General features: G+C 73.7%; 16 protein-coding genes and 3 pseudogenes. 8 read left to right on the top strand and 11 right to left on the bottom strand.

The annotated features are described in order from the left end of the window. Positions 1-19: 19 nt before the first annotated feature. Positions 20-1,099 (bottom strand): ribosome small subunit-dependent GTPase A, encoded by a 1,080-nt coding sequence (rsgA, locus tag AB0I41_RS10535; RefSeq protein ID WP_357104557.1) that lies wholly within the window; start codon positions 1,097-1,099, stop codon positions 20-22. Positions 1,100-1,277: 178 nt separating this feature from the next. Here rsgA and AB0I41_RS10530 point away from each other — a divergent pair, with 178 nt between their 5' ends. Next, entirely contained in the window at positions 1,278-1,994 is a 717-nt protein-coding gene (locus AB0I41_RS10530; RefSeq protein WP_357104554.1) for a maleylpyruvate isomerase family mycothiol-dependent enzyme, read from the top strand. 7 nt (positions 1,995-2,001) lie between these two features. Next, entirely contained in the window at positions 2,002-2,655 is a 654-nt protein-coding gene (locus tag AB0I41_RS10525) for an MBL fold metallo-hydrolase (protein ID WP_357104552.1), read from the top strand. Between the two features lie 18 nt (positions 2,656-2,673). Here AB0I41_RS10525 and AB0I41_RS10520 read toward each other — a convergent pair whose 3' ends face one another. Together AB0I41_RS10520 and AB0I41_RS10515 are read right to left on the bottom strand one after the other, a co-directional pair. Beyond that, a complete protein-coding gene (locus AB0I41_RS10520) occupies positions 2,674-3,297 on the bottom strand; it encodes a VTT domain-containing protein (RefSeq protein ID WP_357104550.1) in 624 nt (207 codons plus the stop codon). 100 nt (positions 3,298-3,397) lie between these two features. After that, positions 3,398-4,081, bottom strand: a complete 684-nt coding sequence (locus tag AB0I41_RS10515; protein ID WP_357104547.1) for a 50S ribosomal protein L11 methyltransferase — start codon at positions 4,079-4,081, stop codon at positions 3,398-3,400. Positions 4,082-4,265: 184 nt separating this feature from the next. Here AB0I41_RS10515 and AB0I41_RS10510 point away from each other — a divergent pair, with 184 nt between their 5' ends. Beyond that, a complete protein-coding gene (locus AB0I41_RS10510) occupies positions 4,266-4,469 on the top strand; it encodes a cold-shock protein (RefSeq protein ID WP_088961229.1) in 204 nt (67 codons plus the stop codon). 259 nt (positions 4,470-4,728) lie between these two features. On the opposite strand, the gene AB0I41_RS10505 is transcribed toward AB0I41_RS10510, so the two are convergent. Then, positions 4,729-5,613, bottom strand: coding sequence for a hypothetical protein (locus AB0I41_RS10505; RefSeq protein WP_357104543.1), 885 nt, complete (start codon positions 5,611-5,613; stop codon positions 4,729-4,731). Between the two features lie 323 nt (positions 5,614-5,936). After that, positions 5,937-6,101 (bottom strand): hypothetical protein, encoded by a 165-nt coding sequence (locus AB0I41_RS10500; RefSeq protein WP_357104611.1) that lies wholly within the window; start codon positions 6,099-6,101, stop codon positions 5,937-5,939. Between the two features lie 24 nt (positions 6,102-6,125). On the opposite strand from AB0I41_RS10500, the pseudogene AB0I41_RS10495 reads away from it, so the two are divergent. Further along, a pseudogene (locus AB0I41_RS10495) lies at positions 6,126-6,313 on the top strand (hypothetical protein); the annotation flags it as partial. A 59-nt stretch (positions 6,314-6,372) separates the two neighbouring features. On the opposite strand, the pseudogene AB0I41_RS10490 reads toward AB0I41_RS10495, so the two are convergent. Next, positions 6,373-6,750: pseudogene (locus tag AB0I41_RS10490) on the bottom strand (hypothetical protein); the annotation flags it as partial. A 135-nt stretch (positions 6,751-6,885) separates the two neighbouring features. Between AB0I41_RS10490 and typA the strand changes: the two are divergent. Continuing rightward, positions 6,886-8,754, top strand: a complete 1,869-nt coding sequence (gene typA / locus AB0I41_RS10485) for a translational GTPase TypA (RefSeq protein ID WP_357104541.1) — start codon at positions 6,886-6,888, stop codon at positions 8,752-8,754. Positions 8,755-8,864: 110 nt separating this feature from the next. On the opposite strand, the gene AB0I41_RS10480 is transcribed toward typA, so the two are convergent. Beyond that, entirely contained in the window at positions 8,865-9,536 is a 672-nt protein-coding gene (locus AB0I41_RS10480; RefSeq protein WP_357104538.1) for a methyltransferase domain-containing protein, read from the bottom strand. 72 nt (positions 9,537-9,608) lie between these two features. Here AB0I41_RS10480 and AB0I41_RS10475 point away from each other — a divergent pair, with 72 nt between their 5' ends. Continuing rightward, complete coding sequence (locus AB0I41_RS10475) at positions 9,609-10,475, top strand: serine hydrolase (protein ID WP_357104535.1); 867 nt, start codon at positions 9,609-9,611, stop codon at positions 10,473-10,475. Positions 10,476-10,484: 9 nt separating this feature from the next. Here the strand turns inward: AB0I41_RS10475 and AB0I41_RS10470 are convergent, their stop codons facing one another. After that, a complete protein-coding gene (locus tag AB0I41_RS10470) occupies positions 10,485-11,282 on the bottom strand; it encodes a tyrosine-protein phosphatase (protein WP_357104532.1) in 798 nt (265 codons plus the stop codon). 43 nt (positions 11,283-11,325) lie between these two features. Here AB0I41_RS10470 and AB0I41_RS10465 point away from each other — a divergent pair, with 43 nt between their 5' ends. Then, on the top strand, positions 11,326-12,423 hold the full coding sequence (locus AB0I41_RS10465; protein ID WP_357104530.1) for a dipeptide epimerase: 1,098 nt from the start codon (positions 11,326-11,328) through the stop codon (positions 12,421-12,423). Between the two features lie 58 nt (positions 12,424-12,481). Continuing rightward, entirely contained in the window at positions 12,482-13,396 is a 915-nt protein-coding gene (locus tag AB0I41_RS10460) for a C40 family peptidase (protein ID WP_357104527.1), read from the top strand. Positions 13,397-13,458: 62 nt separating this feature from the next. Here AB0I41_RS10460 and AB0I41_RS10455 read toward each other — a convergent pair whose 3' ends face one another. The 3 genes and pseudogenes from AB0I41_RS10455 to pnuC all read right to left on the bottom strand — a co-directional run bounded on the left by AB0I41_RS10455 (position 13,459) and on the right by pnuC (position 15,993). Continuing rightward, positions 13,459-14,457: a TerC family protein gene (locus tag AB0I41_RS10455; protein ID WP_357104524.1), complete on the bottom strand. Its 999-nt coding sequence runs from the start codon at positions 14,455-14,457 to the stop codon at positions 13,459-13,461. A gap of 323 nt (positions 14,458-14,780) precedes the next feature. Next, positions 14,781-15,353 carry an adenylyltransferase/cytidyltransferase family protein gene (locus tag AB0I41_RS10450; RefSeq protein ID WP_357104521.1) on the bottom strand — a complete coding sequence of 191 codons (573 nt, stop codon included), beginning with the start codon at positions 15,351-15,353 and terminating at the stop codon, positions 14,781-14,783. Next, positions 15,350-15,993 (bottom strand): annotated as a pseudogene (pnuC, locus tag AB0I41_RS10445) (nicotinamide riboside transporter PnuC). The gene AB0I41_RS10450 and the pseudogene pnuC overlap by 4 nt, the downstream one beginning before the upstream one ends. Positions 15,994-16,092: the final 99 nt, after the last annotated feature.

Below are 16,092 nucleotides of genomic sequence, written 5' to 3'. Positions count from 1 at the left end.
GCGAGCCCACCGGGCGGGCTCAGAATCCGCCGGGCGACGGAGGTGACGTCGGACGCGCCGTCCGCCGCCGGCCGCCCCGCCACCCGCCGCGCCGCTCGGCGGCCAGCCGGGTCTCCCGGCGGCGGCTCTCGTACGCCAGCTCCCGCTGCAACCGGCGCCAGCTCTCCCAGCGCCGCGCGGGCAGCTCCCCGGTCTCCAGCGCCTCCCGCACCGCGCAGCCCGGCTCGGCCTCGTGCGCGCAGTCGCCGTACCGGCAGCCGGTGGCGAGCTCGGCGATGTCGGCGAAGGCCCGGTCCAGCCCGGCGGAGCCGTCCAGCAGGCCCACCGCCCGTACGCCCGGGGTGTCCAGCACCGCGCCGCCGCCGGGGACCGGCACCAGCGCCCGCCAGGTGGTGGTGTGTCGGCCCTTGCCGTCCACCCGGCGGATCGCCTGGGTCGGCATGACCGCGGCCCCGGCCAACGCGTTGACCAGGCTCGACTTGCCGGCCCCCGACGGGCCGAGCAGGCCGAGCGTGAGCCCGGGGGCGACCAGCGGGCGCAGCGGCTCCAGCCCGGTGCCCCGCTCGGCGCTGACCGGCAGCACCGGCACCCCCGGTGCCACGGCGGTGAGCTGCCGGGCGACGGCCGCCGGGTCGGCGGCCAGGTCGACCTTGGTGAGCACGACCACGGGCCGCGCCCCGGACTCGTGGGCCAGGGAGAGCAGCCGCTCGATGCGGGCGACGTCCGGTTCGGGGTGCACCGGCTCGACGACCGCGGCGGCGTCGAGGTTGGCGGCGAGCACCTGCCCGCTGGCGTCCTTGCCGGCGGTCCGCCGGACCAGCGCGGTACGGCGCGGCAGCACCGTCTCGACGGTGACGGGCCCGTCCGGCCAGGTGGCGAGCAGCACCCAGTCGCCGGCGCAGGGCAGGGCGGTCAGGTCCCGGGCCGCGGCGGCGAGCACCGCCGGGCCGAGGCTGGCGCGGACGGGTCCGTCCGCGCAGAACACCGTGCAGACCCCGCGGTCGACCCGGGCCACCCGGCCCGGACGGCGGTCGGGGCGCCGTCGTGCGTACGCCGCCCGGTCGGCGTCGAAGCCGAGGGCGGTCAGATCGATCTTCATGGCATCCTCATCGGAGTCGGAGCTGGTTGTGGCGGTGCACGCGTGCTGCTACCGGCATGATCACCACCTCCGTCCGATGTCCCGGTGCCGCGTTCGAGGCCGACGGTAGGGGGCGCGCCGACGCGCCGAAAGCGATTTCCCCGGCGACGTGCCGGCCCCGTACCGCTAGGGTCGGTGCGTGACCACGGATCCGCTTCTGCTGACCGGCGAGGTGGACGGCGCCACGACCCGGCTCCTGCGCGCCGCCGGTGCTCTCGACGCCGCGGACGTCGCGGCGCCCTCGCTGCTGCCGGGCTGGACCCGCGGGCACGTCCTGGCGCACCTGGCCCGCAACGCCGACGGTTTCGTCAACCTGCTCACCGCCGCCCGCACGGGCGAGCCCGTCCCGATGTACGCCAGCACGGCGGCCCGCGCCGCCGACATCGAGGCCGGCGCCCCCCGCCCGCCGGCAGCCCACCTGGACGACCTGCGCCGCTCCGCCGAGCGCTTCGCCGAGGCGGTCGCGGCCATGCCGGTCGAGGCGTGGTCGGCCACGGTCGAGACCCGGCGCGGCCCGTGGAAGGCCGCCATGCTGGTCTGGGGCCGGCTGCGCGAGATCGAGGTGCACCACGTGGACCTCGACGTGGGCTACCGGCCGGCCGACTGGCCGGCGGCGTTCGCCCACCACCTGCTGCACGAGGTGGTCACCGGGCTGGCCGCCCGCACCGACGTCCCGGCGATGGTGCTGCGTTTCGACGGCAGCCGGCACGAGCTGGTCGTCGGCGAGCCCGCGGGCGCGCCGCTGGTCACCGGCCCGGTCGCCGGGCTGGCCGCCTGGTTGATCGGGCGCAGCCGCGGCGACCTGCTGACCGTCACCCCCGACGGACCCCTGCCGACCCCACCGGAATGGATATAGAACCGCCATGAGCTACACCGGAGACGCCACCGCCGGCGGCCCGCCCGCCTTCCGGGAGCTGGGCCGGCTCACCGTCACGAAGGTGTCGGTGGGCCCGATGGACAACAACGCCTACCTGCTGCGCTGCACGGGCACCGGCGAGCAGGTGCTGATCGACGCGGCCAACGAGGCCCCGCGCCTGCTCGACCTGGTCGGCGACGCCGGGCTGGCCGCGGTGGTCACCACGCACCGGCACATGGACCACTGGGTGGCGCTGGAGGAGGTCGTCGCGAAGACCGGCGCCCGCGCCCTGGTGCACGCCGACGACGCCGACGGCCTGCCGATCGAGGCGGAGCGGCTGGCCGAGGGCGACACCGTGCCGGTCGGCGACTGCGCCCTGGAGGTGATCCACGTCAAGGGGCACACCCCGGGCTCCATCGCGCTGCTCTACCGGGACCCGGCCGGCACCCCGCACCTGTTCACCGGGGACAGCCTCTTCCCGGGCGGGGTCGGCAACACCGACCAGGACCCGGAGCGCTTCGGCCGGCTCATCGACGACGTGGAGCACAAGCTCTTCGACCAGCTTCCGGACGAGACCTGGTTCTACCCGGGGCACGGCAGGGACAGCACCCTCGGCGCGGAGCGCCCGTCGCTGCCGCAGTGGCGTGCCCGCGGCTGGTGAGGTCTTACCCGGTGTCGGTCAGCCCGGCTGGCCGGCGCCGGTCAGGGCCCGCAGCCGGCGCCGGGTGCCCAGCAGCACCACGCCGGCCAGCGCCAGGCCGACCGCCATGGTGACGAGCATCGGGCTGCCCTCCCCCGGCAGCAGCCCGGCCAGCGACCGGGACGCGGTGCCCAGCGCCAGGTAGAGGCCGGCCCAGAGCGCGGCGCCCGCCGTCGCGCAGGCCACGAACCTCCGGTACGACATCCGCAGCCCGCCCGCGGCCAGCGGCAGCAGCGCGTTGAACACCGGCAGGAAGGGCGCGACCAACACCATCCGCCCGCCCCCGGAGCGCAGGATCCCCTCGGCGGCGGCCCAGCGGGCCTCGCCGATCCAGCCGCCGACCCGGCTGTACCGCAGCCGCTCGCCGTACACCCGGCCGGCGAGGAAACTCAGCGACCAGCCGGCGACGCAACCGGCCACCACCGCGGCCACGGTCGCCGCGTCGGTCGCCGGCCGGCCCACCCCCACCGCCGCGAGGACCGCGACATCGCCGGGGACCAGCACCCCGAGCAGCGGTACGGCGTCGGCGAGCATGACCAGGCCCAGCGCCCCCATCAACAGGGTGGTGGGCAGCTCCCCGACCTGGGCCAACGAATCCAGCATGGCCACGACGCTAGGGCCCGGGATGATCTCGCACATCGGGTCTGATCCCCCACCCCGCCCTGAACCCGACTCGGGGTCACCCCTGAGCCGGCCGCCGGGGTCAGCGCGGCCGGAGCACCTGCACCCGGCGTACCGGCGAGTCGACGAAGGGCTCGGTGGTGGGCACCGGGTAGCTGGCGACGACGTCCAGGGCCGCGGACGGCAGGTGCCCCCGGTCGGGGTCGCCGACCAGCACCACCGCCCCGGCGTCGGCGGCCCGGCGCAGAAACGGCAGCACCCGCCCGGCCAGCGCCGCGTCGTAGAGCACGTCGCCGGCGAGCAGCAGGTCCACCCCGGTGCCGTCGCCGTCGAGCAGGTCGCCCTCGCTCGCCGCGACCGCCACCCGGTTGGCCCGGGCGTTGACCGTCACCGCCGCCACCGCGTACGGGTCGATGTCGTTGGCGACGACCTTGCCGGCGCCGGCCAGCGCGGCGGCGATGGCGACCAGTCCGGACCCGGCGGCCAGGTCGAGCACCCGGCGGCCGGCGGCCAGCTCGGGATGGTCGAGCAGGTGGCGGGCGAGCGCCTGCCCGCCGGCCCAGGCCGACGCCCAGTACGGCGGCGGCAGGGTATGGCCGGCCGCCGCCTCCATCCGGGCCCACCAGACGATCGCGTCCTCGGCGAGGTGCAGCCACACCTCCGGCACGAACGGCGTGGGCACCAGCCGCAGCCGGTCGAGCCCGTCGCCCGGAGCGTCGATCTCACGCTCCAGGGCGCTCAACGCCGCCGTGCTGGGTCCGCTCACCGGTCGAGCATGCCGGAGGCAGCTGGAGACCGGGCCGGTTTTCCGTGCGACCCGCCACAAATTCCGGTGGCTGCCTTGCGGCACTTCAGCCAGCGAAGAAGCCTTTCGCCGGTTACCCTCGGGGAGATACAGGGCGATCACCCGCCCTCGCGGGTGCTCACCCGTCTTGAACAGGGAGAGATGCATGGCAACCGGCACGGTCAAGTGGTTCAACTCGGAAAAGGGCTTCGGCTTCATCGAGCAGGACGGCGGAGGCCCGGACGTCTTCGTCCACTACTCGGCCATCGCCTCCAGCGGCTACCGGGAACTGAACGAGGGCCAGAAGGTCGAGTTCGAGGTGACCCAGGGGCAGAAGGGTCCGCAGGCGGACAACGTCCGTCCGCTGTAGTTCCGTGCCGGTGGCGGCGGTCGGGGTCGACCGCCGCCACTGCGCGCTTCAGGCCGATCCGGCCGCCGCAGGCAGATCGCGCCGCCGCCGGATCGGGCCCACCAGCAGGACAAGCGGCGTCACCGCCAGCCAATCGGTCATCACCAGGACGCCCCGGCCCGTAGCCGGCCCCTACCGCTCCGGCGAGCACCACGCCCAGTGGGAATCGCCCCGCAACTGAGCAGCTGCGTGCTGACCGTCACCCGGCCCAGCAGATGGGTCAGGCCACCAGTCGCTTGGCCAGCTCGTCGGCGACCTGCTTGGCGATGGTCGGCGGGATCGCCGCGGCGATCTTCTCCGGGGTGAGACCGGCTAGGACACCCTGCACGATCGCCGTCTCGTCGGTGAAGTCCTTGTTGGCCAGCGCGGTCAGCGCCGTCTGCAGGGCGGTGAGCTGCGCGCCGAGCGACTTCAGGGTGGGGTGCTGGACGACGAAGGACGGGTTCGTGTGGTCCTCGCCCATCGCCATCCGGGTGTAGATCTGGCCGACCGGGTTGCGTCCGTCCAGGACGGTCAGGTTGCGGTGGACGGTCTCCAGCCAGGCGTGCTCTTCGGGGGTCATGTCGTGGTCCTCCAGGAGTCCGATGGTGGTGAGATAGCGCCGAAACAGCGGGGTCTGGTCCCGGTTCGCCTTCGTCGAGTCGCGGAAGAAGCTGAAGTGGGTGTGGTGCAGGTGCGAGTCGTCGCCGCTGCTGCGCTTGCCCAGCCGGTCCCAGCGGCGCACCGTCCGCCCGTCCGGGCTGTAGATGATCTCCCGCAGGTCGCGGCTGTCCGGCGTGTTCGCCACGCACTGGGCGACACACCAGACGGAGAAGGTGCGGAGGTTGTGCGTGCCGCCGCCGGAGCGCACCTGGAAGACGCCGACGTCGAGCGCGGAGGCGTGCAGGGTGAGCCCGGAGGAATCCCGTTTGGACTCCACCACCGAGTAGTCGTTGGTCACCACACGGTCGGAGCCACAGTGGTAGCCGCCGCGGTGCGCCGGGTCGCCGACGATGCCGACCTCACCGGGTTCGAGGTCGGCATCTCGAACCGTGGCGGGGTCGATGTTGAGACTGTCGAGGAGCAAGCGGCGGACGGCCAGCAGATTGGCCGGGGCCGTTGTCATGGGATCCCCTTCCGGAAGGGTCAGGGGCCGGGCACGGCGGTGACACCGCGTGGCGGTGTACGGGTGCGGGCGCGAGCCCGACCACGAGATGCACGGCGTCGGGCGTTGGCTGAACGATAACCGGACGAACAGACAAACGCCCAGCTCAAATGCCCTGTATTCAGATGGATCGAAGCTGTGAGCCGGCTGTGACCAGCCGCCGGAGGACGCCGTACGGCTCTCCCAGCGGGGCGATGCCGGCCGAGGTCCACAGCGGAGAGTGACCACCATGCGGGCGGTGGTCGGGCCACGGTCCGTGCCGGGCAGCTCCACCCGTGAGCGGGTCAGGTCGTCGAGCGGCGGGACGACTCCGCCCGTACGGTGTCCCGGTGCGCCCGCATCGAGACGACCATCGTCGCCATGAAGCGGTGCACCACCGCCAACTCCTCGTCGGTGAAGCGGGCCATCACCTCGTCGGTGCGCCGGCCGAGCGGGCCGAGGAGGCTCATCGCCAGCGCGGCGCCCTGGTCGGCGTAGGTAGGAAGAACCGATCCTGGCCAGCGACTTCACCGTCGTCCTGGGCGTGTTCACCCTGCTGCTGTCCGACGGGCCCCTCGCCGTGGCCTGCGCCACGTGTGTTCTACGCCACGCTCGCCGCGCTCTTCGTCCTCCCCGCGGCGCTGGTGATCTTCGGGCTGGGCTGTTCTGGCCGTTCGTGCCCCGGGCCGGCTGTGAGGCCCGGGAGGGCCGGCAGTGAGGCCCGGGAGGGCCGGCAGTGAGGCCCGGGAGGGCCGGCAGTGAGGCCCGGGAGGGCCGTCTGTGGGGCCACCCGGCGGGCGGCGAACACCCGCGTCCGCCGAGCCGGCCGAGCAGCGCGTCGCCCCTGGCCTGCGGCCCGACCCGGGGCCGGGGGGCCGTACCGGCGGCCGGACCGGAACGCGAGTGTGTCACCGGTCACCGCGTATTGATCATCAGCAGCGGCGCCGGGCCGATCCGCGGCGTGCCCGCGTACGCTAGGAAGCCGACCAGCAACAGGGTCGCCTCGCCCGGCACCAGCAGACCGAAGATCACCGCGGTCTCCCCCGCGACGATGATCGCGGCGATCACATAGATCAGCAGGGACGGCAGGCCCTGCAGCGAGGTCAGCAGGTCATGCATCCGGTCCCCATGAACACCGGGGGCCAGCATGCCAGCCGCTGGAACGGTCGGAACAGCAGTTTCGGCAGAGATCCGGGCCATCCGGGGGTGACCCCGACGCGTGCCCCGGCAACCATGGACAGGAGTATGGAGGGTATGCAGCTTCGCACCGACCTCCGCAACGTCGCCATCATCGCCCACGTCGACCACGGCAAGACGACCTTGGTCGACGCCATGTTGCGGCAGGCCGGCGCCTACGGCGCCCGCGGCGAGGTAACCGAGCGGGTCATGGACTCGATGGACCTCGAACGGGAAAAGGGCATCACCATCCTCGCCAAGAACACCGGCGTGCGGTACATGCCGGCGGACGGCTCCGACCCGGTCACCATCAACATCATCGACACCCCCGGCCACGCCGACTTCGGCGGCGAGGTGGAGCGCGGCCTCACCATGGTCGACGGGGTGGTGCTGCTGGTCGACGCCAGCGAGGGCCCGCTGCCGCAGACCCGCTTCGTGCTCCGCAAGGCGCTCAAGGCGCGCATGCCGATCATCCTCGTGATCAACAAGGTGGACCGTCCGGACGCCCGGATCAAGGAGGTCGTGGACGACACCTACGAGCTCTTCCTCGACCTGGACGCCGACGAGGAGCAGATCGACTTCCCGATCGTCTACGCCTGCGCCCGCGACGGCATCGCCTCGCTGACCCAGCCGGCCGACGGCTCGGTGCCGGACGACAGCACCTCCCTGGAGCCGCTGTTCCGCACCCTGCTGGACACCATCCCGCCGCCCGCGTACGAGGAGGACGCGCCGCTGCAGGCGCACGTCACGAACCTCGACGCCTCCCCGTTCCTCGGCCGGCTGGCGCTGTGCCGGGTCCGGCAGGGCACCATCAGCAAGGGCCAGAGCGTCTCCTGGTGCCGCACCGACGGCAGCACCCAGCGGGTCCGCATCTCCGAGCTGCTGATGACCGAGGGCCTCGAGCGCAAGCCGGCCGACTCGGCCGGACCGGGCGACATCATCGCCGTCGCCGGCATCCCGGAGATCATGATCGGTGAGACGCTGGCCGACGCGGAGAACCCGATCCCGCTGCCGCTGATCACCGTCGACGAGCCGGCCATCTCGATGACCATCGGCACCAACACCTCGCCGCTGGTCGGCCGGGTCAAGGGCGCCAAGGTCACCGCCCGGATGGTCAAGGACCGGCTCGACAAGGAACTGGTCGGCAACGTCTCGCTGCGGGTGCTGCCGACCGAACGGCCGGACGCCTGGGAGGTGCAGGGCCGTGGTGAGCTGGCGCTGGCCATCCTGGTGGAGCAGATGCGCCGGGAGAACTTCGAGCTGACCGTCGGCAAGCCGCAGGTGGTCACCCGGGAGATCAACGGCCGGACCTGCGAGCCGGTGGAGCGGCTGACGATCGACGCCCCGGAGGAGTACCTGGGCGCGATCACCCAGCTGCTGGCCACCCGCAAGGGCCGGATGGAGCAGCTGGTCAACCACGGCACCGGCTGGATCCGGATGGAGTGGCTGGTCCCGGCGCGCGGCCTGATCGGCTTCCGCACCGAGTTCCTGACCGAGACCCGGGGCACCGGCATCCTGCACCACGTCTTCGAGTCGTACGAGCCGTGGTTCGGTGAGCTGCGGACCCGGCAGAACGGTTCGCTGGTCGCCGACCGGGCCGGCGCGGTCACCGCGTTCGCGATGACCAACCTCCAGGAGCGCGGCCAGCTCTTCGTCGAGCCGACCACCGAGGTGTACGAGGGCATGATCGTCGGGGAGAACTCCCGCTCCGACGACATGGACGTCAACATCACCAAGGAGAAGAAGCTCACCAACATGCGGGCCTCGACCTCCGACGAGACCGAGAAGCTGATCCCGCCGCGCAAGCTCTCCCTGGAGCAGGCGCTGGAGTTCTGCCGCGAGGACGAGTGCGTCGAGGTCACCCCGGCCGCGGTGCGGATCCGCAAGGTGGTGCTGGACCAGACGGTGCGCGGCCGGGCCGCCGCCCGCCGCAAGCACGCCGGCTGACCCACCGCACGGCACACCACCGGAGCCCGGACCGCCCCCAGCGGTCCGGGCTCCGCCCGTTCACGCCCCCTCACCTGCCGTCGATCGTGCGGTCGATGACGCCGTCCACCTCATGATCGACCGGGTTTGACGGCGTGCAGGGCGAAGAGATCCGGGATCGGACCGGAGCCGGACTCGGCGGTGCGGGTCAGGGTGAGGCCGGCGGCGGTGACCGCGTTGAGCAGGTCGGCGAGGGGTACGTGCCAGGCGCCGACCCGGGCCCGCACCCCGTGCGCGGACCAGACACGGAAGCTGCGCTCCCGCTCGGCGTAGCCGCCGTCGACGACGATCCGCCCGGGGTCGGACCGGTCGGCGAACGGGCCGATGAAGCACGGGTGCACGCCGACGTGGACGAAGCGACCGCCGGGCGCCAGCACCCGGGCCGCCTCGGCGATCACCGCCGGGTAGTCGGGCACGTCGGTGTGGGCGAGCACGCAGGCCACCGCGGGCAGCGCCGAGTCGGCGACCGGCAGCGCGGCCGCGTCGCCCCGGGCCACGGCCAGCCGCTGGCGGGCGTGCCGGAGCTGCCCGCCGGAGAGGTCGACGCCAACCGGGTCCCAGCCCAGCCGGCGCAGCTCGGCGGCGTGCGCCCCGGTGCCGCAGCACAGGTCGAGGCAGCGGCCGGGGCCGGGGCCGAGCAGGTCGGCGAGCTGCCGGCGGACCCGCGTCATGTAGTCGGCGGCGGTGTCGGAGGCGAACTCTTCATACCAGTCGGCGTGGGCGTCGTACGCGGCAACCGTCATGGCGGCACGTTAGGCGCTCCCGCCCGGGTCGCGCTGTCCCGCGCCGGCCGACGATCGGCTACGGTCACCGGCATGACCTGGGATGATCTCGACGCCCACCTGGACCGGGTGCCCGGCACCGTCTCGGCCTACGTGGGACGGCTGGGCGCGGCCCCGACCTGGACCCGCCAACCCGACGCCACCCACTATGCGGCCAGCACCATGAAGGTCGCCGTGCTGCTCGCGCTGCACCGGGCCGCCGAGGCGGGCGAGCTGGACCTCGACGCGCCGATCCCGGTGGTCAACGAGTTCGACTCGGCACAGCCCGGAGCACCCCGGTTCTCCTGCGCCCAGCACTACGACAACGACGACGCGGTGTGGGACCGAATGGGCGGGACCGCGCCGCTGCGCTGGCTCGCCGACCGGATGATCACCCGGTCCAGCAACCTGGCCACCAACATCGTGCTCGGCCGGGTGGGCCTGCCGGCGGTGGCCCGGGCCTGGGCGCTGGCCGGCGCCCGGCACGGCGTCACCGGCCGGGGCATCGAGGACTTCGCCGCCCGGGACGCCGGGATCACCAACCTGGTCACCGCCGCCGACCTGGCGGCGCTGCTCGGCGGGCTGGTCGCCGGGGCCGCGCGCCCCGGGCCGCTGGCCCCCCGCGCCGCCTGCGCGGCGATGGTGGACGTGCTGCTGGCCCAGGAACACCGCGAGGACCTGGCCGCCGGGCTGCCCGAGGGCACCCGGATCGCACACAAGAACGGCTGGGTACGGGGGGTCCGGCACGGCGCCGGCGTGGTCCTCCCGGAGGACGCCCCGCCGTACGTGATCGTCGTCTGCACCACCACGGGCCTGGCCGACGGCGGCGCGACCGGCGAGGAGGTCGAGGACGACGCCTGCCGGCTGATCGCGCACGTCTCGGCGACGGTCTGGGCGGCCCGGCACGAGCTGACCGGCTGAGCCGGCGCGTCACTCCAGCAGGGTGTCCCGCAGCGCGTCGCGCATCTCGTCGGTGACGCCCAGCCCGTCGCGCAGGTACGCGTCGAACGAGCCGTGCACCCGGCGCACCTCGTCGTACGCGGCGTCCAGGTACTCCGGGCGCACCTCCAGCACCGGGCGGACCGTTTCCGGGTCCAGTGCCGGCTGCCGCCGGACCATCGCCGCCAGCAGCACCTCGCGCAGGCTGACGGTCAGCTCGTTGTGGCACAGGTAGTCGGCCCGGATCGCCGCCGGGTCCACGCCCAGCGCGCTGAGCAGCACCACCGCCAGCCAGCCGGTGCGGTCCTTGCCGGCCGAGCAGTGGAACAGCAGCGGCAGATTGTCCACGCCGGCCGCCAGCCGCACCGCCGTGCCGAACCCCACCCGGGCGGACTCCCCGGTGACGAACCAGCGGTAGATCGCCGCCATCGCCGCCGGCGTACCCTCCCGGGCCAGCTCGTCGTACGCCTCCAGGTCGTGGCCGAGCAGCAGCGCCGAGACGTACGTGAAGACCGGGTGCGCCGGGTCGTGCACCGGCAGGTGCACCACCCGCGGCTCCCCCACCAGCCGGTCCTCCGGGGCGACCGACATCTCGGAGGCGTCCCGCAGGTCCACCACGCAGGCCGGGGCGAGCTTGCCCAGCACCGGCAGGTCGGCGTCGGTGAGCCGGCCCAGCGCCGGGGTGCGGATCAGCCGGCCGGCGCGTACCCGGCGCCCGTCGACGGCCGGTAGCCCGCCGAGGTCACGGGCGTTCGGCGCGCCCACCAGTTCCCAGTCCCGCCTGCCCATCCGGCCCTCCCCCTCAGCTGTCCGTCTGTATAGGGTGCCGCACATGACGATCGCCGCGGTACGCACCCACCGGCTTTCCGCTCCCCTCCACACCCCGTTCGTCACCGCGCTGCGCCGCACCACCACCGTGGACACCCTGGTGGTCGAGGTGATCGACTCGGACGGGCGGTCCGGCTTCGGCGAGGCGCCGCAGGTCTGGCAGGTGACCGGCGCGTCGGTCGCCGGGGCCGAGGCCTGCGTCCGCGACATGCTGGCCCCAGCGGTCGCCGGCCGCGACGCCGACGACCTGGTGGCCCGCTGCGCCGAGGTGCGCACGGCGGTGACCGGGAACGAGTCGGCCAAGGCGGCGCTCGACGTCGCGCTGCACGACCTGGCGGCGCGTCGGCTGGGCGTACCGCTGGCGCGGCTGCTCGGCGGCACCACGCTGCGCGTCCCGACGGACGTCACGCTGGCCGCCGGCGACGCGGTGGAGTTGGCGGCGGCGGCCAGGCAGCGCCGCGCCGAGGGTTTCGACGTGCTCAAGCTCAAGGTCGGCACGGACGCGGCGACCGACCTGGACCGGGTGCGCGCGGTCCGGGCGGCGGTCGGCCCCGGGGCGCGGATCCGGCTGGACGCCAACCAGGGCTGGACGCCGCGCGAGGCGGTGCGGGTGATCCGGGGCATCGCCGACGCCGGGCTCGACGTCGAACTGGTCGAGCAGCCGGTGCCCCGGTGGGACCTCGACGGTCTCGCCTGGGTCAGCGACCGGGTGGAGGTGCCGATCCTGGCCGACGAGTCCGTCTTCGGCGTCCGTGACCTGGTCGAGGTGATCCGCCGCCGGGCGGCCGACATGGTCAACGTCAAGCTGGCCAAGTGCGGGGGCCTGCACACCGCCCGCACCCTGCTCGACCTGGCCCGCGCCCACGACATGGGCACCATCGTCGGCTCCATGATGGAGAGCGCGATCGGCGTCGGGGCGGCCGCCAGCCTGGTCGCCGCGTACCGCACCACCGCCGTCTCCGACCTGGACGCCGCCTGGTGGCTGGCCTGGTCGCCGGTGCGGGGCGGGATCCGGTACGACGGCGCCATGCTCGTGCTGCCGGACGCGCCCGGGCTGGGCATCTCCTCGGTCACTGAAGCAAAGGTGCAGTCCCACGGTTGATGACCGTTGGTTTCTTTCATAGGGTCGCGATAGGCGCCCGCCCGAACCGGAGGTCGACATGAAGCTGCAACCGGGCCGCGAGGCCGTCGTCCGGGTCGCCGTCGCGACGCTCTGGGCCACCCCCGAGGCGGTACGCCCCGTCGACCGCCCCGCCCTCGCCCCACGCACCGACATCGCGGCCTGGATCGCCGGGATGGACACCGACCAGCGGGTCGGCGAGTGCGTGCTGAGCCAGCTGCTGCTCGGCGAGCGGGTGCTGGTCACCGAGCTGCGCCCGGACGGCTGGGCCCGGGTGGCCGCCGTCGAGCAGCCCGCGGCGGAGCTCGACGGGCGCGGCTACCCCGGCTGGCTGCCCACCGCCCACCTGGCCCCCGACGACCCGGTCACCCCCACCGGCGGGCCGCTGGTGGTCGACGCCGCGGTCAGCGCCCTGCATGCCGCGCCGGGCGGCCCGGTGGCCCTGCCCGGCGTCGTCCTCGGCACCCGGCTCTCCCCGGCCGGCAGCCCCGTCGACGGGTGGCGACCGGTCCACGCCCCCGGCCACCCCGGGCCGCTGTGGATCCCCGAGGCCGACGTGGTCCCGCTGCCCACCGGGCGGCCGCAGCCCGACGAGGTGCTGGCCGTCGCGGAGCGCCTGCGCGACGTGGCCTACATCTGGGGCGGGGTCTCCAGCCACGGCATCGACTGCTCGGGCCTGGTGCACCTGGCCTGGCGCCGGTTCGGGGTGACCCTGCCCCGGGACGCCGACGACCAGGCCGAGGCCACCGCGCCGGTGCCGCTGGGCGAGGAGCGCCCCGGCGACCTGTACTTCTTCGCCCGCCCCGGGCGCCCGATCCACCACGTCGGCATCGTCACCGCCGAGCCCGGTGGCGACCGCCGGATGCTGCACGCCTGCTACCGGCAACGGCGGGTGCTGGAGGAGCAGCTACCGGCCGAACGGGCCGCCACCCTGGTCGCAGTCCGCCGGGTCTGACCCGGTACGCGGGAAGGGGCACCCCGGCGGCCGAGGTGCCCCTTCTCGCGTACGCAGGTCGGTCAGCGCCGGGCCTCGGCCAACTCGCGGCGACGGTCCCGGGACGACTTGGCCAGGCTGGCGGCGGTGGCCGCGGCGAGGGTGCCGAGGATGACCGTCAGGGAGAGCCAGATCGGGATGTGCGGGGCCCAGGCGACGTGCTCGCCGCCGTTGATGAACGGCAGGTTGTTGTCGGCCAGGGCCTCCAGCACCAGCTTGACGCCGATGAAGCCGAGCACCGCCGCCAGGCCGTAGCTGAGGTAGATCAGCCGATCCAGCAGGCCACCGAGGAGGAAGTAGAGCTGCCGCAGCCCCATCAGCGCGAAGACGTTCGCGGTGAAGACGAGGTACGGCTCCTGGGTGATGCCGAAGATCGCCGGGATCGAGTCCAGCGCGAAGATCAGGTCGGTGGTGCCGATCGCGATCATCACGATCAGCATCGGGGTGAAGAGCCGCTTGCCGGCCTGGTACGTGGTCAGCTTCGCGCCGTCGTAGTCCTTGGAGATCGGCAACGCCTTGCGGCTCCACCGGATCAGCACGTTCTCGCTGAACTCGTCCTCGTCCGGCTCGCCCTGCCGGGCGAGGTTCACCGCGGTGTAGATCAGGAACGCGCCGAAGATGTAGAAGACCCAGGAGAACTGGGAGATCAGCGCCGCGCCGGCGGCGATGAAGCCGCCGCGCATGACCAGCGCCAGCACGATGCCGATGAGCAGCACCTTCTGCTGGTACTGCCGGGGCACCCCGAACCGGGCCATGATGATCACGAAAACGAAGAGGTTGTCCACCGAGAGGCTGTACTCGGTGAGCCAGCCCGTGTAGAACTGGCCGGCCACGCTCGCCCCGGAGGTGAGCCACAGCCCGGCGCCGAAGAGCAGGGCCAGGCCGACGTAGAGGCCGACCCACAGGCTCGACTCCCGGACACTGGGCTCGTGCGGTCGACGACCGATGATGAAGAGGTCGATGAGCAGGACCGCCGTCATCGCGACGAGGGTTGCGGCCCACACCAATCCGGACACGTTCAATCCATTCCTCCGGCAGACACGCCGCGTCGGGCACACCGTACGCCGAGTGACGGCGGGGTGGGCGACAACGCGAACTCTGGTGACTGTCGGAGGTCTCTTCCGCCAGCGACCCGCGAAGCGGGACGATGACCAACGGCGCCGGGTCGGGCCGCCGGGTTCGGCGGTCGACCGTGCTGACGACTCCGTCGCGGGGGAATACTCCCCTCCTCGGAGGCCATTGTTCCCCATCGAGGGCGGCCACCGCATCTCCAGGTACCGGGATTGCCGGCAGTATCACCTTCCGACACGGTGCGTGCCACATCCCGTAGAGCTGTCCTAGGAGGCTAGGTGCCAAGAATGATCTGATCGTGGGTCGCTGCCGGCCCGGTGGACGCGCCGGTCAGGCGGGCGGCACCAGCGGGTCGGCGAGCGGCCAGCCGGCGGCCAGCAGCGCGTCGCAGGTGGCCACCGCTCGGGCCAGCCGCTCCGGATGCGGCCCGGTGAGCTCCACCACCGGCACCCCGCAGCCGGCCAGCTCGGCCCGGAACCGGTCGGTCATCCAGGCCCGCAGGTGCGCGCCGTCCCGCGTCCACCGGGCGTCCGCCGAGCGCGGCCCGGAAGACCGCGCAGTGCGCGTCCCAGACCGCCGGGTCGGCGTAGTCCACCGGGTGGTCGTCGTAGCGGCCGACGAACCGGACCCAGGGGGTGTGCGCGTGCGCCTCGCGCAGCCAGTCCCGCCGCAGCTCCAGCGGGATGGACTCCCGGCGCGACGGCGCGACCACCACGGTGACGGCGGCGCAGCGGGCGGCGGCGGCCTCGATCAGGGCGTGGTGCCCGGCGTGCGGCGGATAGAACTTGCCGACCACCATGCCGTGCCGGAACTCCGGCCGGGCCGGGCCGGCGGTCCGGCCGCTCACGCGGTCGCCGGGGCCGGACCCGGCCACACCATCGTCGCGGTGCCCGCCCGCCGCAGGTCCGCCCGCCAGGCCCGCAGCCCGACCATGCAGAGCGCCAGGAAGACCAGGTAGAGCGCCCCGGTGAGCCAGAGCCCCTTGTACGCGTAGAGCGGGATGTAGACCAGGTCGGCGGCGATCCAGAGCCACCAGCTCTCCACCAGCTCGCGGGTCAGCCCGTACGTGGCCAGCAGCGACAGCGCGGTGGTGACCGCGTCACGGTCGAGTCGGTGGCCCGGCCCAGCAGGGCCCAGAGCCCGCCGGTGAGCAGCACCCCGGCCACCGCCAGCCCGGCCCACTCCCGCCCGCTCGTCCGGCTGACCGCGAGCCGGCTGCACCGCTCGCCGCCGAAGAGCCAGTGGTACCAGCCGTAGAGGCCGAGCAGCACGTAGACGACCTGGAGGCCGGCGTCGGCGTACAGGCCGGCGGTCCAGAACAGCAGCATCAGCAGCAGCACGTTGGCGATGCCGATCGGCCAGTTCACGATGTGCTGCCGGGCGACCAGCCAGACGTTGAGCACGCCGGTGGCGAAGCCGAGCAGTTCCGCCCAGGTCGTCCCGACACCCCCGACGGTGAACGCCGCGGTGGTCAACCAGTCCAGCATGATCCGCCCCTCCCCTGGCCCGAGCGATCACCCTGGGGCCGCGGAAGCCGGCGGACCAGACCCCGCCCCGCCGGTCCCACCGCCGGCCGTGCGAGGCTT

Source organism: Micromonospora sp. NPDC050200 (genome assembly GCF_040656135.1).
In the GTDB taxonomy this organism is placed as follows: domain Bacteria; phylum Actinomycetota; class Actinomycetes; order Mycobacteriales; family Micromonosporaceae; genus Micromonospora.
The sequence above is the reverse complement of the archived record's forward strand: the minus strand, read 5'-3'. Positions and strand labels throughout refer to the sequence as shown.

Coding starts and splice junctions, on each gene's coding strand:
- AB0I41_RS10500 (WP_357104611.1), bottom strand. CDS start 6,101: ATGAGCCTCCTCGGCCCGCTCGGCCGGCGCACCGACGAGGTGATGGCC.
- AB0I41_RS10520 (WP_357104550.1), bottom strand. CDS start 3,297: ATGCTGGATTCGTTGGCCCAGGTCGGGGAGCTGCCCACCACCCTGTTG.
- AB0I41_RS10525 (WP_357104552.1), top strand. CDS start 2,002: ATGAGCTACACCGGAGACGCCACCGCCGGCGGCCCGCCCGCCTTCCGG.
- AB0I41_RS10475 (WP_357104535.1), top strand. CDS start 9,609: ATGACCTGGGATGATCTCGACGCCCACCTGGACCGGGTGCCCGGCACC.
- AB0I41_RS10470 (WP_357104532.1), bottom strand. CDS start 11,282: ATGGGCAGGCGGGACTGGGAACTGGTGGGCGCGCCGAACGCCCGTGAC.
- typA (WP_357104541.1), top strand. CDS start 6,886: ATGCAGCTTCGCACCGACCTCCGCAACGTCGCCATCATCGCCCACGTC.
- AB0I41_RS10480 (WP_357104538.1), bottom strand. CDS start 9,536: ATGACGGTTGCCGCGTACGACGCCCACGCCGACTGGTATGAAGAGTTC.
- AB0I41_RS10505 (WP_357104543.1), bottom strand. CDS start 5,613: ATGACAACGGCCCCGGCCAATCTGCTGGCCGTCCGCCGCTTGCTCCTC.
- AB0I41_RS10460 (WP_357104527.1), top strand. CDS start 12,482: ATGAAGCTGCAACCGGGCCGCGAGGCCGTCGTCCGGGTCGCCGTCGCG.
- rsgA (WP_357104557.1), bottom strand. CDS start 1,099: ATGAAGATCGATCTGACCGCCCTCGGCTTCGACGCCGACCGGGCGGCG.
- AB0I41_RS10510 (WP_088961229.1), top strand. CDS start 4,266: ATGGCAACCGGCACGGTCAAGTGGTTCAACTCGGAAAAGGGCTTCGGC.
- AB0I41_RS10465 (WP_357104530.1), top strand. CDS start 11,326: ATGACGATCGCCGCGGTACGCACCCACCGGCTTTCCGCTCCCCTCCAC.